Genomic DNA, 14,990 nt, shown 5'->3' on the forward strand with positions numbered 1-14,990 from the left:
ATCGTGTCCAGATCCTTCTGCCGGGTCACGAGATGCCGTACTGGCGGATCTTCCGGTAGATCGTGGCTCGTGACATGCCGATCGCCTTCGCGGCTTTTGTCGGGTTCTCCTGGTTGTCCCGCAGCGCGTTGACGATGGCGTCGCGTTCGAGCGCCTCGATTGGTGTGAGCAGCCGATGGCTCGCCGACCGGCATTCCGGCGGCAGGTCGGCGACATCGACGACGCCTTTGGGGCGGTGCTTGATCGTGGTGGCGAGCACCCCGCGTAGTTGGCTCACGTTGCCCGGCCAGTCGAGCCGGGCCAGCTGTGCCAGCGCCTGGGGCGAGCACATCAGCTGGTCGTCCTTGGTCAACTGCCGGAGCAGGTGGTGCACGAGGTCGGGCAGGTCGTCGATGTGGTGGCGCAGCGCGGGAACTTCGACGGTGCGCGGGAAGATGGACCGCAGGGGCGCCACGGCGTCGGGTGTCTGGAGCGCGATGACCATCCGCGCCGCGTCCCATGTGCGGTCGGTGAGCAGGTCTGCCGTCGCCGATGCCTGCTGTTCGGACAACCGCTCGGCGTGCCGGAGCACGACCGTGGCGCCGGGTGTGGTCAGGTCCTCGGTCAGGGTTTCGAGCCAGCTGTCGAAATCGTCCGCGGCGGGCGGCTGGGTGACGCGGAAGTGTCTGCCGGGCTCGCGCTGCTGGTGCACCGCGCGTAGCAGGGCGAACTTGCCGGCACCCGCTTCGCCCTCGATCACGAACCAGTCACCTGTGGCGAAGCACGCGGCGGCCTGCTGCACCGACCGCGTCCACGCCGGGCCGGTGCCCGCCAGACCGGGTGGGTTCATCCGCTGAGTGCGGTGCAGCGAGACGCCGCCCGCCAGTGGTGCCGGAAGTCGTTCGACCCGGATGCGGAACACGCCACCCGCGAGCCCGGAACCCGTCGACACGGGGGAGTAGCGCAGGTGTGCCGTACGCCCGCTGGGCAGCTCGACCGTCCGCAACGCGTGCCGTTTGTCCGCGCGCATCGTGTCGACCGCGTAGCCGATCAACGTCTGCTGCTCGGCGGGGTCGACCAGGTGCCGGAGTGCGTCGTTCATCATCACCACGTCGTTGTTCAACGCGAGCACCGGCCCGGGCGACCGTTGGCAGATCTTCATGTATTCGTGCACCAGCGCGAGTTCGCGCATGCCGGTCTGGGCGTGCAGTTCCGCCTCGATCTGGCGGGCGGTGGACGCCGCCAGCGCGGTCAGCAGCGGTCCGGGCGTATGTCGCCACGCCGTGATGTCCAGGATGCCGATCACCTTGCCGCGGACCGGGTGCCGGATGGGCATACCCGCGCAGGCGAATTGGCCCAGCTGACCCGCGTAGTGCTCGCTGCCGTCGACGAATGCGGACGATCCGCTGGAGATGGCGGTGCCGATTCCGTTCGTGCCGACGAATTTCTCGGCATAGCTGAAACCGGGCGCCAACTGGACCGCGTCGAGGGCTTCGCTGATCTGGAGACTGGAAACCCGCCGATCGAGCACCAGCCCGGTTTGATCGGTGAGGATCGTGCTGACCGCTTCACCGCGCAACTGTTCGTGCAGCATGTCGAGAATGGGGGCCGCGCCGCGCGCCAACGGCGTTTCGAGATCGGGATCGCGGATGAACGGGGCGAGGATCCGATCCGCCTCGACGTTGTTGTCCCGCGACCGCTCCCAGGACGCCAGGATCGTCCACCTGACGTGGGGACCGCGCTCACCGGTGCCGCTGAGGAAGCTGTCGCGGGCGTGGCGGATCTCGGCGTCGCTGGCCGCCGCGGGTGCGGGCTCTGCGGATCCGCTGCTCAGGGCCTTCGCCACGGGAGCCTCCCTGGATTGCCGTTCTCTCCAAGAGTAGGCGTCGGGCGTGTGACCGGGATCTCAGATTGAGACGGTAACACTCCCGTAGTCGGGGTGTCATGAGTCAGCAACCCCGCGTCAACAAGCCCGCTCGTGGATGACGGCGTTTTCGCCACGGTCATCGGCCGGCGGCGCCGAATCCCGTGTCGAGAGAGGTCGAGAGAGGACCACGCAGTGAGCAGACAGAGCCTGAGCAAGGCGCACGAGAAGATCACGGAATTGTCGTGGGAACCGACGTTCGCCACCCCGGCCAAGAAGTTCGGCACCGACTACAAGTTCGACAAGTCGCCGAAGAAGGACCCGCTGAAGCAGATCCTGCGCTCCTACTTCCCGATGGAGGAGGAGAAGGACAACCGGGTATTCGGCGCAATGGACGGCGCGATTCGCGGGAACATGTTCCGGCAGGTCCAGGAGCGCTGGATGGAGTGGCAGAAGCTGTTCCTGTCCATCATCCCGTTCCCGGAGATCTCGGCGGCGCGGGCGATGCCGCTGGCGATCGACGCCGTGCCCAACCCGCAGATCCACAACGGGCTCGCGGTGCAGATGATCGACGAGGTCCGGCACTCGACGATCCAGATGAACCTCAAGCGCCTGTACATGAACCACTACATCGACCCGGCCGGGTTCGACATCACCGAGAAGGCGTTCGCCAACAGCTACTGCGGCACCATCGGCCGCCAGTTCGGCGAGGGCTTCATCACCGGCGACGCCATCACCGCGGCGAACGTGTACTTGACGCTGGTCGCGGAGACGGCGTTCACGAACACGCTGTTCGTGGCGATGCCGTCCGAGGCGGCCGCCAACGGCGACTACCTGCTTCCGACGGTGTTCCACTCGGTGCAGTCCGACGAGTCGCGGCACATCAGCAACGGCTACTCGATCCTGCTGATGGCGCTGGCGGACGAGGGCAACCGCCAGTTGCTGGAACGGGACCTGCGCTACGCCTGGTGGAACAACCACTGCGTCGTGGACGCGGCGATCGGCACGTTCATCGAGTACGGCACGAAGGACCGCCGCAAGGACCGGGACTCCTACGCCGAGATGTGGCGGCGGTGGATCTACGACGACTACTACCGCAGCTACCTGATCCCGCTGGAGAAGTACGGCCTGGTCATCCCGCACGACCTGGTCGAGAAGGCATGGGACCGGATCTACAACCAGCATTACGTGCACCGCGTCGCGCAGTTCTTCGCGACCGGCTGGCCGGTCAACTACTGGCGGATCGACGCCATGACCGACGCGGACTTCGAGTGGTTCGAGCACAAGTACCCCGGCTGGTACGACCAGTTCGGCAACTGGTGGGAGGCCTACAACCGGCTTGCCTACCCCGGCAAGAACAAGCCGATCGCCTTCGAGAACGTCGGCTACGAGTACCCGCACCGCTGCTGGACGTGCATGGTGCCCGCGCTGATCCGCGAGGACATGGTCGTCGAGAAGGTCGACGGCCAGTGGCGCACCTACTGCTCGGAGACCTGCCACTGGACCGACGCGGTGGCGTTCCGGCCCGTGTACGAGGGCAGGGAGACCCCGAACATGGGGCGGCTCACCGGCAAGCGGGAGTGGGAGACGCTGTACCACGGCCAGGACCTCGCCGACATCATCTCCGACCTCGGCTACGTCCGGGACGACGGCAAGACGCTCATCCCGCAACCGCACCTCGACCTCAGCGACCCCAAGAAGCTGTGGACGCTCGACGACATGCGCGGCATCCCGTTCGGCAGCCCGAACGTGACCCTCAACGAGATGGCCGACGCCGAGCGCGAGGCGTGGGCCGCCTCCTACCGGGCCAACCCGAACCGGACGCCGTCGGGCGTGTGACCGACGCCGTGGACCAGGGCGGGGTGGGCAGTGCACACCACCCACCTCGCGCTGCACGGGTCCCGAACCGCGTCGAAAGGGCGGCAAGGCGATGAACGATCAGCACAAAGTGCGTTTCGAGCCTGTGGGCATCGAGATCGAGGTGTCCGAGGACGAGACCGTTCTCGACGCCGCGTTCCGGCAGGGCGTGATGCTCATGCATGGGTGTAAAGAAGGCCAGTGTTCGGCGTGCAAGTCGTTCCTGCTCGACGGCGACGTCCAGATGGACCGCTACTCGACGTTCGCGCTCGCCGACTACGAGAGCGACGAGGGATATGTCCTGCTCTGCCGGTCGCACGCCTACTCCGACCTGCAGGTCGAGCTGATCAACTTCGATGAGGAGATGATCCACTCCGGGCTGCCGGTGGTGACGGTGAGCACCGAGATCATGTCGATGACCGACCTGAGCCGCGACATCACCCGGCTGGTGCTGCGGATCGTGGAGGGGGAGCTGCGCTTCTATCCCGGCCAGTACGTCGACATCCGGATCCCGGACCACGACGAGCACCGGTCGTTCTCGATGGCGGCGCCGGCGTCCCCGGACGGGACGCTCGAATTCATCATCAAGCGCTACCCCGGCGGTCACTTCTCCGGTCTGCTGGAAGGACAGCTGGACGTCGGCGACAAGCTCGACGTGACCGGCCCGTACGGGACGTTCACCCTCAAGGCCTCCTCGGAACGCAGGCTCGTGTTCGCGGCCGGTGGCGCCGGGATGGCGCCGATGCTGGCCCTGCTGCGGCAGATGGCCGAGAGCCGGAACGAGCGCGAGGTCGTCTTCTACTACGGCGCGCGCACCGAAGCGGACCTGATCTCGCTCGAGGACATCGCGGAACTGCGGGAACGGTTGCCACAACTGACGTTCGTGCCGTGCCTGTCGGAGTCCTGGCCCGAGGACTGGAACGAGGCCACCACCGGCTTCGTCCACGACGTCGTCGGCCGGCACGAGGATTCGCTGTCGTCGTGCGACGTCTACCTGTGCGGGCCGCCCCCGATGATCGACGCCGCACTGGGACTGCTGAGCGAGGTGGGCGTCCCGCGGGAGCAGATCCACTTCGACAAGTTCACCATCACCGCCGAATCCGGCAACGACTGAAAGAAGGCTGTTCATGAGCACGCCGGCCAAGGAGAAAAGGCAGCACCAGGCTCCCGTCAGCTTCCCGAAGCCCGAGTTCACCGGCGCGGAGGCGGGGATGCTGGAATTCCCGAGCTCCAGCAGCAGGTCCTACAACTACTTCAAACCGAAGAAGATGCGCGCCACCGTTTACGAGGACGTTACCACCGACGTCCAGCCGGACCCGGCGCGGCACCTCACCCAGGGCTGGATCTACGGGTTCGCGGACGGCGAAGGCGGCTACCCGCTCGACTGGACCGCGCTCAAGAGTGGCAACTGGCATGCCTTCCTCGACCCGAACGAGGAGTGGGAGCAGACGATCTACCGCAACAACGCCAACGTGGTGCGGCAGATCGAACTCAACCTCCAGAACGCCAAGGAGGCCGGCGCCTACGCGCACTGGTCGCCGACCTGGACCCGGTTCGTCGCCGAGAACGTCGGCGCCTGGATGCACGCCGAGCAGGGGCTGGGCATGCACGTCTTCGTGTCCGCGCAGCGGTCCGCGCCGACCAACATGATCAACAATGCGATCGCCGTGAACAGCGTCCACCGGCTGCGCTTCGCGCAGGACATCGCGCTGTACAACCTGGATCTGAGCCAGTCCCTTGAGGCCTTCGACGGCGGCGCGCACCGCGCCACGTGGAAGGACAACCCGTCGTGGCAAGGGGTCCGGGAGAACGTGGAACTGCTGACCGCGGTCGAGGACTGGGCCGAGGCGGTGTTCGCGACCAACGTGGTGTTCGAGCCGCTCGTGGGGGTGCTGTTCCGCAGCGACCTCATCATGCAGATCGCGGCACGCAACGGCGACTACATCACCCCGACGCTGATCGGCGCGGGCGAGAACGACTACACCCGCGACCTGCGCTACACCCGCGCGCTGTTCTCGTTGCTGGCCAACGACGCCGAGCACGGCGAGCAGAACAGGTCCGTCATGCAGGGCTGGCTCGACAAGTGGGTGCCGGTCAGCCGGCGCGCCGCGTACGAGCTGCAGCCCATCTGGTCGCAGCCGGCGGACCGGGCGGTCACGTTCGCGGAGTCGTACGCCGCCGCGACCGCCGATTTCCAGACTCTGATCACCGACCTCGGCCTCATCGCGGCGAAGGAGCAGTGAAATGACCTCTTCTGCGAGTTCTGCGAGTTTCGACGTCAACCGGACCTCGTCCAACATGTGCGGAGTCACGCTCATGAACAACCAGAACGGCTATGTCGTCGCGGAGGTCATGGGCGCCAAGGACGGCATCGTCATCTCCGAGTACCCGTCGATGATCCGCGTGGACGGTCAGAACAAGATCGTCTTCGACTACCAGGAGATCTCCGAGGCCCTGGGTACGGAGTTCGACGGGTCGGACTTCGAGGAGATCATGTCGACCCACTACGGCCGCATGGTCCACCTCGACGACAAGACCATCATGTTCGCCAACCCCGAGGACGCCGCCGAGTACATCGGCTTCGATCTCACGCCCGTGGAGTAGAGGAGGTCCGAACAGATGTACACCAAGGACGGCGAGGACTACTTCATCGTCGATTCGCACATCGCCCTGTGGGACGGCCGCGAGCAGAACTGCCGCAATATCCACGGCAAGCAGTTCATCGACTGCTTCTACGACTACCACAAGAACCTGAGCCCCGAAGACGCCGTGTGGCCGTACGACGAGTACACCTACTACGGCGGTGGACGCCTGATGAAGGACCTCTTCACCGACGGCTACGTCGACCACGCGATCTTCCAGCCGGCCTACCTCGGCGACTTCTACCGCAACGGGTTCGGGCAGACCGAAGAGGCGTGGGCGCTGACCCAGCGGCATCCCGGCAAGCTCACGTACAACCACAACTTCGACCCGCGCAACGAGCAGGCCGGGCTCGACCGGCTGCGGGCGGACGCCGAACGGTTCGGGCTCAAGGGAGTCAAGCTCTACACCGCCGAGTGGCACGGCGACTCCCGCGGCTACAAGCTCACCGACCCGTGGTCGTACCGGTACCTGGAAGCCTGCCAGGAGCTGGGCATCACCAACATCCACGTGCACAAGGGACCGACGATCCGCCCGCTCGACCGTGACTCCTTCGACGTCGCCGACATCGACGCCGTGGCGACGGACTTCACCGACCTCAACTTCATCGTGGAGCATGTCGGACTGCCGCGCCTGGAGGACTTCTGCTGGATCGCCACCCAGGAGCCCAACGTCTACGGCGGACTGGCCGTCGCGATGCCGTTCATCCACACCAGGCCGCGGTACTTCGCCCAGATCATCGGCGAGCTCCTCTACTGGATCGGGGAGGACCGGATCATGTTCTCCAGCGACTACGCGCTCTGGACGCCGAAGTGGCTGATCGAGAAGTTCGTGGACTTCCAGATCCCGGCGGACCTGGACGAGTACTCGCCGCTCACGACCGATGTGAAGCGGAAGATCCTCGGCCTCACCGCCGCCCGGCTCTACGATCTGCCTGTACCGGAAGGGCTCGCGTCGAAGATCCCGGTGGAGCCCGCGGCCGAGGTCGCCGTGGGTGCGACGGCATGATTACCCAGGACCCGTGCGGTGCGGTGGTCACCGCGTTGAGCACCGTTCGGGATCCGGAGCTGGACGAGTCGATCGTCGACCTCGGATTCGTCACGGAGACCACCGTCGGGGGCGGCCGCGCGGAAGTGCGGCTCCGGCTGCCGACGTACTTCTGCGCACCGAACTTCGCCTACCTCATGGTGGCCGACGCATACGACGCCGTGATGGCCGTCGAGGGTGTCGACCACGTGTCCGTCGTGCTGGAGGAGCACTTCGCCGCCGCCGAGATCAACGCGGGCGTCGCGGCCGGGGCGGGCTTCGTCGGATCGTTCCCCGGGGAGGCCGTGGCCGAACTGCACGACCTGCGGCGCAACTTCCAGCGCAAGGCGCACACCGCGTGCCTGGAACGCGCCTGTCAGCGGCTCATCAAGGACGGCTGGACGGTCGAGGGGTTGTCCCAGGCGCACCTGGGAGATCTGCCGGACGGCCCCGAACGCGCCAGCCTGCTGCGTCGACGCGCCGACATCGGCCTGCCGGTGGCAGCCGACTCGCCGGTGTTCGTCGACGAAGGTGGCGAACCGGTGCCGGCGGAGCAGATCCCGTTCCGGCTCCGGTTCGCCCGCACCGTACGCGTGAGCATCGAAGGCAACGCGCACTTCTGCCGCGGCCTGCTCACCACCCGCTACCCGCACGCGGCCGCCGACCAGCGACCCCGTCACCCGGAACAGGAGGCGTCGGCATGAAGGCCGTCCAGCTCGGGAAGTACCACGCGGCGCCGGAGTTGGTCCACGTCGCCGATCCGGAGATCAACTCGCCGCTGGACGTGATCGTCCGGATCGGCGGGGCTGGTGTCTGCAGAACCGACCTGCACATCATCGAGGGCCAGTGGGCGGATAAGTCCAATGTGGATCTGCCGTACACGATCGGCCACGAGAACGCGGGCTGGGTGCAGGCGGTCGGCAGCGCCGTGACCAACGTGGCCGTCGGGGACGCGGTGATCCTGCACCCGCTGGTGACCTGCGGGCTGTGCCGGGCCTGCCGCTTCGGCGACGACGTGCACTGCGTCAACTCCTCCTTCCCCGGCATCGACACGGACGGCGGGTACGCGGAATACCTGAAGACGACGGCACGGTCGGCGATCCGGCTCGACGACTCGCTCCAGCCGGCCGACGTGGCAGCGCTCGCCGACGCCGGGCTTACCGCCTACCACGCGGTGGCCAAGGCGGCCCGCGTCCTGCGCCCCGGCGACAAGGCGCTGGTCATCGGCGCGGGCGGGCTTGGCCACATCGGCGTCCAGGTGCTACGCGCGCTGTCCTCGGCGGAGATGATCGTGGTCGACCGCAACGCCGACGCCTTGGCACTGGCCGAGCAGCTCGGCGCCGACCACACCGTGCTCGCCGACGGCGACCAGATCGAAGCCGTCCGGGAGCTGACCGGTGGAAGCGGCGCCGAGGCGGTCATCGACTTCGTCGGTGAGGGCGGCGCGATCGAGGACGGTGTCGCGAGCCTGCGCCGCAACGGCAGCTACTACGTCATCGGCTACGGCGGCGCTCTCCATGTGCCGACGATCGACATCATCTCCACCGAGATCAACTTCATCGGCAACCTGGTCGGCTCCTACAACGACCTTGCCGAGCTGATGGTCCTGGCCGCCCAGGGCAAAGTCACCCTGCACACCTCCACGTACGCCTTGTCCGACTTCGCCAAGGCCCTGGATGACCTCGACCGCGGTGAGGTCCGCGGCCGGGCGATCCTCGTGCCCTAGATCCCCGCAGCCCACACACCCCGGAAGTCCCCGCAGCCACCACACACCCCGGAAGAAGGACGTCATGGCCAAGGATCTGCGGTTCAACGTCGAGGCGCGGCAACTGCTGGAGACCGGCGTGAACGCGCTCGCCGACGCGGTCAAGGTCACCCTCGGTCCCAAGGGGCGCAACGCCGTCATCGAGAAGCTGGTCGGCGCGCCCACGATCACCAACGACGGCGTCACCATCGCGCGGGAGATCCAACTGCGCAACCCGTTCGCCAACATGGGCGCACAGCTCGTCAAGGAGGTGGCCACCAAGACCAATGGCGTGGCGGGCGACGGCACCACCACCGCGACCGTGCTGGCGCAGGCCATGGTCCGCGAGGGCCTGCGGGCGGTGGGCGAGGGCGCCAACCCGATGCTGCTCAAGGTCGGCATCGAGGCCGCCGTCGAAGCCGTGCTCGACCGGTTGTCCAGCGAGGCCAGTGAAGTAAGCGGCCCGTCCGACCTGGCGAGCGTGGCGATGTTGTCGGCCAACAACGACCGCGAGATCGGCGAGGTGATCGCGTCGGCGATCGGCCGGGTCGGCCGCCGCGGCATCGTGACCGTTGAGGAGTCGCCGACGTTCGGGCTCGACGTCACCTACGTCGACGGCGTCGAGATCGACAACGGTTACATCTCGCCCTACATGGTGACCGACCGCGAACGCATGGAAGCGGTCTTCGACAACCCGTACGTGCTGCTCACGTCGGAGAAGATCACCAAGGTCCAGGAGCTGATGCCGGTCCTGGAGCAGGTCACCAGGTCCGGTCGCCAGCTGCTGATCTTCGCCCAGAACGTCGAAGGCCCAGCACTGGGCATGCTGGCGGCCAACAACGTGCACAACACGTTCCGCTCGGTCGCCGTGCGCGCGCCCGGTTTCGGGCATCGGCGCATCGCCGAGCTGAGCGACCTGGCGATCTGGATGGGTGGCCAGGTGATCACCTCCGACGCGGGCCTCGCCCTGGACACCGTGCGACTCGACCAGTTGGGCCAGGTCCGCAGGGTGACCGTCACCGACGGCACGACCACGCTCGTCGGCGGCGCCGGTCCGGACCGCGAGGTCTCCGCGCGCATCGAGCAGCTCAAGACGGAGTTCGAGCGGGCCGCCAACGACCATGACAGGGACGCTCTGCAGGCCCGGATCGCCCGGTTGTCCGGCAGCGTCGCGGTCATCCACGTCGGCGCGGCCACCGGCGTCGAGCTCACCGAGAAGCAGCACCGGGTCGAGGACTCGCTGTCGGCGACCAGGGCGGCGCTCGAAGAGGGCGTCGTGGCGGGCGGCGGCTCCGCGCTGGTGCAGGCGGGCGGTGCGGTCGACGCGCTGGAGCTGCCGGGCGAGAAGGGGTTGGGCGCCCGGATCGTGCACGACGCCCTCGCGGAACCGCTGCGCTGGATCGCCATCAACGCGGGCTACCACGGGGACGAGATCGTCGACGCCGTCAAGAACCTGCCGACGGGGCACGGGTTCAACGCCGTCACCGGCGAGTTCGGGGACATGTTCGACTTCGGCATCATCGACCCGTTGAAGGTGACCCGCTCCGCCCTGCAGAGCGCCGCCTCCATCGCCGCGCTGCTGCTGACCACCGAGACGCTGATCGTCGAGGAGGTCGTGGGCAATCCGGGCGCGATCCACGCACCCGGATTCGGTGATCTCGCAGAGGGTCTCGTACGGCCGTCGAACATTCCGTGATGCTCGGCCGGACCCGTCAGGAGTCGACATGAACCCGCAACCGCCCGACATCGCTTACGCGCCGCCCGCTCCTGAACAGCACGGTGTCGACCCGAAGACCGGCCGCGGGTTCCTCGCCCGCGGCCGGTTCCTGGGGCTCATCGGCCCGGCCTTCGTCGCCGCGGTCGCGTTCGTGGATCCCGGCAATGTCGCCACCAACATCAGCGCCGGCATCGACTACCGCTACATGCTGATCTGGGCGGTGGTCTCCGCGTGTCTGATGGCCATGTTCGTCCAGTACCTGGCGGCCAAGCTCGGGCTGGCGACCGGACGCAGCCTCGCCGAGGTCTGCCGTGACCACACCTCGACGCCGGTGCGGTTGGGGCTGTGGCTGGTCGCCGAGGCTGTGGTGATCATGACCGACCTCGCCGAGTTCGTCGGTGGCGCGGTCGCGTTGAACCTGCTGTTCGACATTTCGCTGTTCAACGGGGGGCTCATCGTGGCAGCGGCCACCATGGTCATCCTGCGGGTACGCCTGCGCGGCCGGGAGGGTTTCTCCGCCGTCGTCGTCGGGCTGCTGTTCGTGCTGGCGCTCGCTTTCCTCTACCTGGTGGTGAACTCACCGCTGGATCCGGTCGCCGCGGTGTCGGGTCTGGTGCCGCGCCTGCCGGACTCCCGCAGCGCGTTGCTCGCGTGCGGCATCATCGGTGCCACCGTGATGCCGCACGCGGTGTTCCTGCACTCCTCCCTGATCGGTGGCCTCTCCCCGGACCGGCAGGGCACGCTGCGCACCCAGGCCGTCCTGCGGTTCCTGCGCCGCGACGTGATCATCGCGTTGGGCGTGGCCGGCGTGGTGAACCTCCTGATGCTCCTGGTGGCGACCTCGTTGCCCGCGGGCAACGGCGACTCGCTCGTCTCGGTGCACGCGGCATTCCTCGACCGCTCGGGGGCGGTGTTCGCGGCGGTCTTCGCGGTGGCGCTGCTCGCTTCCGGGCTCGCCTCGGCGTGCGCGGGTGTCTACAGCGGGCAGGCGGTCATGCAGGGATTCCTGCGGCGCAACAGCAGCGTGTGGCTGCGCCGGGCCGTGTCCTCGGTGCCCGCACTGGTCGTCCTGGCGCTGGTGACCGACCCCACCGAGGCGCTCGTGTTCAGCCAGGTCGCACTCGCGTTCGGCCTGCCGTTCGCGCTCGTTCCCCTGATGATTTTCACGGCTCGCCGTGACCTCATGGGTGCGTTCGCCAACCGCGTGCGGACCACTTTCTTCGGCGTGGTCGTCACGACGGTCGTGTTGGCGCTCAACGGATTCGTGATCATCGACCTCGTACTGACCGGGTAGCGCTTGGCCGAACCGGCCGAGTCAGGGCGGCGGCCCCGCACAGTCCAGATTGGAGCACCATGACCGGCAAGTCTTGGCAGCAAGCGAGTCTCGACGGGCTCGCGGCGCTCACCGTCGATGCGATGCCCGCGGTCGAGGTGCTCCTCCTCGACGACATCGCTGAGTACCTGATGGGAGCCGGAGCCCGGCAACCCCCGTACACCGTCGAGCACGGCAGCCGCGTCGTGAGCGCCCTGTTCGGCGCGATCGTCAACTCGGCGCGGTTCGCCCCGTCGGAAGTGCCCGCGCCGACGCCGGAGATCACCGCCGGCCGTGCGCAGATTGTGCGCGGAGCCCACGACTTCGCCACTCGTGGCATCGGCGGGATCAGTCGGCTCGCCAAACGCGTGATCCCGGCTGCATTGGGGGAGCTGGAGACTCATCAGAACTCGCCGGAGAAGCAGACCTGCCTGGTCTTCTCCTATGCGCTCCTCGCCGTCGCGTCGGGGCCGCGCAACCTGCTCGACGACGAGTCCGCAATCGGAGTCATGCAGATCTTCCAGGCGTGGGACGCGGTTCTCGGGCAGGGCGTAGTGCTGCCGTGGCGCAGGGAGGCCGCATCCGGCTTGGCATAGTTCAGGAACGTGAGAACGCCTTCCATGTCCCGAAGCCGACCGCCGCAATCAGCCCGCGGTCGCCGCGAGGGTCACCAGGCCGACGACCATGACCGCCGCGCTGGCCATCAGGAACGCCGGGTTGTGCGCGCTCCACCAGCGGATCCGGACCTGAACCCAGCCGGGTACCTCGTCAATCCGGACCAGCCGCAGGGCTATGACGTTCACGATCGCAGTGCCCAGGCCGAGTGCGCCGAGCCGTGCCATGGCTTCCGCGAGCGTGACCCATTCCATACAGACATCCAACCCCGTCACGTCGACGGCGCGCGTCTCACTGTGAGACAAGGCTCGGTCTCCGCCTGCGTCGGCTCGCCACCGAACCGCCACTCCAGGCCTGGACGCAACCCCGTAAGGATGGGGATCAAGCCATCCTTGCCGAAAAGGTTGGCCGGTCCGTCTCCTGACTGTCGAAGGTGGAGAACGGACGGTTGCCGCTGGATCGGATGAGCGTGATGGGGCAGCTCGCCGAGGTGCTCGGAAGGATCACGTCTGATGATCACGGAGCATGTCGTTCCCGTTACTGGAAATGATCTTTACGTTTATTCGATCAGCGTCCGGCTTATCCGCCCTGATGCGCCGCCGCGCTGCCCTGACCGCAGCTCTGATGCTGCCGCTCTCGCTCATGAGTGCGCCCGCGATCGCCCAGGGCCCCACGCCATCCCCCAGCCCGACTTCCGCGTCAACAACGAAACCCGGCGTCGCTTCGGATCCAGCTCTTAAGAGTGTCTGGGAGAAAGCGTCCAAGTCCGGTAAACCTGTCGAAATTCCGGTCCGGTTCACCGAGACCATGAAGGTCTGGGCGAACCCCGACGGCAGGCATTTACGTGCCGGGCTGTACACCCGGCTACCCGGCCCGTCCAGCTCAAGAACCCGGCGAGGAGAGACGTCAAGGCCGAATGCGAGACCCGTTTCGGCAAGGCGGGGTCAACCCAGAGCATTTTCTGGCAGCGATACAGGGTGCTCCCCGGAGACACCTTCTACGTGAAAATCCATGACGGGCAGCAGTCCGCGCAGTAGATAACCGAGCCGGCGGGCGTTCCAGGACGTCCGCCGGGCTCCTCACGATGGACGATGAGGCGTGCGAGAAGACGACTTCGATCACTACAGGGCGCTTGTGTCGGTGTGGTTTTCCGATCCGACATGCCTGACATGGTCCGAGCTGGCCGGATTGGACGAGGTGGCGCGCGTGTTCGGTGCCGACCTCGCCGCAGCGGAACACATGAGCGTGGAAGATGCCCAGGTTGAGCAGTACAACGCGGACATCCCCGGTGTTCTGCCCATTCTGGTCGCCGGGACGATCGGTAGCTGGACACTGGTCGTCGAACCGAACGGATGCGAGGGCGCGAGACCTGAAGTCCTGCGGGCATTATCGGCTCGCGGGCGAGCGGTGAGCGTCGTGCTCGACAGCGAGCAAGGCGACCGTCTGGGCTACGCCGCCGCCGGCGAGTTGAACGCCGTTCGGCCGACGGGCTCTCCGTCTGCCCGATCAGGCCGCCTTCCGGGAGACGCCGACGCGATCATCGACTCGGCTGACGCCGAAGATCTCTTCGCGCGGCAGGCCGCCGCTCTCCTGGCAGCAGAGCACATTACTGGTGAACGGCTCACGGAACAGTGGCTTCTGAGCGACGGCCTCACGCGCCTGCTCGTCGAGGATCCTCTCCCTGACGACATCGTCCCGGAGCGGTACCGCGATCACCACGTGCTGGACGATCCGGAGATCCGGGCGATCGTCGATGAGCCCTCGCCCGGCAATGTCGCTCGCATCAGATACCTGATGGTGATGGCGGTGGTGAAGGGTTCGCATTTGCTGCACCCCACCGTGGACGAGGCGCTGGAGGCCCTGAATGGCGACGACGACGCCACGCGACGCAAGGAACTCCGCCGCCAGGTCGCGTCGCTGCGCGACTACCTCGTACAGGACACCGGCCCGGAGCAGGCGCTGCGCCTGCGGGCAGTGAATGTACTGCTGGACGCGCTGGGAGGCGATCTTATTGGATCCGCGCGCGCAGTCGCGGATCACGCCTATATGGGGCATCTCACCGACGACCAGAAAGCCGTCATCGTTCTTATGGACCGATGTCTGCGCCGTATCGCCCGCTCTTCGCCCTAGAGCGCCGATCATGTAGTTCTGATGGCAGACCATTATCAAGGCGATCAAACGGGCCAAGCTGGTCATCTTCCTGCGTCTACACCGGCACAAGCTGTTCGATGACGCC

General features: G+C 67.0%; 13 protein-coding genes. 11 read left to right on the plus strand and 2 right to left on the minus strand.

The window, feature by feature from the left end:
* Positions 1–25 precede the first annotated feature (25 nt).
* Positions 26–1,825 (minus strand): sigma-54-dependent Fis family transcriptional regulator, encoded by a 1,800-nt coding sequence (locus KME78_RS67065; RefSeq protein ID WP_219528075.1) that lies wholly within the window; start codon positions 1,823–1,825, stop codon positions 26–28.
* A 213-nt stretch (positions 1,826–2,038) separates the two neighbouring features.
* On the opposite strand from KME78_RS67065, the gene KME78_RS07745 reads away from it, so the two are divergent.
* The 10 genes from KME78_RS07745 to KME78_RS07790 all read left to right on the plus strand — a co-directional run bounded on the left by KME78_RS07745 (position 2,039) and on the right by KME78_RS07790 (position 12,735).
* On the plus strand, positions 2,039–3,682 hold the full coding sequence (locus tag KME78_RS07745; protein ID WP_219528076.1) for a ferritin family protein: 1,644 nt from the start codon (positions 2,039–2,041) through the stop codon (positions 3,680–3,682).
* A gap of 91 nt (positions 3,683–3,773) precedes the next feature.
* Positions 3,774–4,814: an FAD-binding oxidoreductase gene (locus KME78_RS07750; RefSeq protein WP_219528077.1), complete on the plus strand. Its 1,041-nt coding sequence runs from the start codon at positions 3,774–3,776 to the stop codon at positions 4,812–4,814.
* Positions 4,815–4,827: 13 nt separating this feature from the next.
* Positions 4,828–5,943 (plus strand): aromatic/alkene monooxygenase hydroxylase subunit beta, encoded by a 1,116-nt coding sequence (locus KME78_RS07755; RefSeq protein ID WP_219528078.1) that lies wholly within the window; start codon positions 4,828–4,830, stop codon positions 5,941–5,943.
* A 1-nt stretch (position 5,944) separates the two neighbouring features.
* Positions 5,945–6,304 carry a propane 2-monooxygenase effector subunit MimD gene (gene mimD, locus KME78_RS07760; protein ID WP_219528079.1) on the plus strand — a complete coding sequence of 120 codons (360 nt, stop codon included), beginning with the start codon at positions 5,945–5,947 and terminating at the stop codon, positions 6,302–6,304.
* A 15-nt stretch (positions 6,305–6,319) separates the two neighbouring features.
* Complete coding sequence (locus KME78_RS07765) at positions 6,320–7,348, plus strand: amidohydrolase family protein (RefSeq protein WP_219528080.1); 1,029 nt, start codon at positions 6,320–6,322, stop codon at positions 7,346–7,348.
* Complete coding sequence (locus KME78_RS07770; protein ID WP_219528081.1) at positions 7,345–8,070, plus strand: iron-sulfur cluster assembly protein; 726 nt, start codon at positions 7,345–7,347, stop codon at positions 8,068–8,070. Before KME78_RS07765 ends, KME78_RS07770 begins: the two co-directional genes overlap by 4 nt.
* Positions 8,067–9,092 carry an NAD(P)-dependent alcohol dehydrogenase gene (locus KME78_RS07775; protein WP_219528082.1) on the plus strand — a complete coding sequence of 342 codons (1,026 nt, stop codon included), beginning with the start codon at positions 8,067–8,069 and terminating at the stop codon, positions 9,090–9,092. Before KME78_RS07770 ends, KME78_RS07775 begins: the two co-directional genes overlap by 4 nt.
* Positions 9,093–9,156: 64 nt before the next feature.
* Positions 9,157–10,806: a chaperonin GroEL gene (gene groL / locus KME78_RS07780; protein WP_219528083.1), complete on the plus strand. Its 1,650-nt coding sequence runs from the start codon at positions 9,157–9,159 to the stop codon at positions 10,804–10,806.
* Between the two features lie 28 nt (positions 10,807–10,834).
* Entirely contained in the window at positions 10,835–12,121 is a 1,287-nt protein-coding gene (locus tag KME78_RS07785; RefSeq protein ID WP_219528084.1) for an Nramp family divalent metal transporter, read from the plus strand.
* A gap of 59 nt (positions 12,122–12,180) precedes the next feature.
* Positions 12,181–12,735 carry a hypothetical protein gene (locus KME78_RS07790; RefSeq protein ID WP_219528085.1) on the plus strand — a complete coding sequence of 185 codons (555 nt, stop codon included), beginning with the start codon at positions 12,181–12,183 and terminating at the stop codon, positions 12,733–12,735.
* A gap of 48 nt (positions 12,736–12,783) precedes the next feature.
* Here KME78_RS07790 and KME78_RS07795 read toward each other — a convergent pair whose 3' ends face one another.
* The gene (locus tag KME78_RS07795; RefSeq protein ID WP_219528086.1) at positions 12,784–13,008 is read right to left on the minus strand and encodes a hypothetical protein; all 225 of its coding nucleotides are present in this window, start codon (positions 13,006–13,008) and stop codon (positions 12,784–12,786) included.
* Positions 13,009–13,852: 844 nt separating this feature from the next.
* Between KME78_RS07795 and KME78_RS07800 the strand changes: the two genes are divergently transcribed.
* Positions 13,853–14,884 carry a DUF6461 domain-containing protein gene (locus tag KME78_RS07800; protein WP_219528087.1) on the plus strand — a complete coding sequence of 344 codons (1,032 nt, stop codon included), beginning with the start codon at positions 13,853–13,855 and terminating at the stop codon, positions 14,882–14,884.
* The last annotated feature ends 106 nt before the right edge of the window (positions 14,885–14,990 follow it).

This window comes from Nonomuraea guangzhouensis, assembly GCF_019396345.1.
Classification (GTDB): Bacteria; Actinomycetota; Actinomycetes; order Streptosporangiales; family Streptosporangiaceae; genus Nonomuraea; species Nonomuraea guangzhouensis.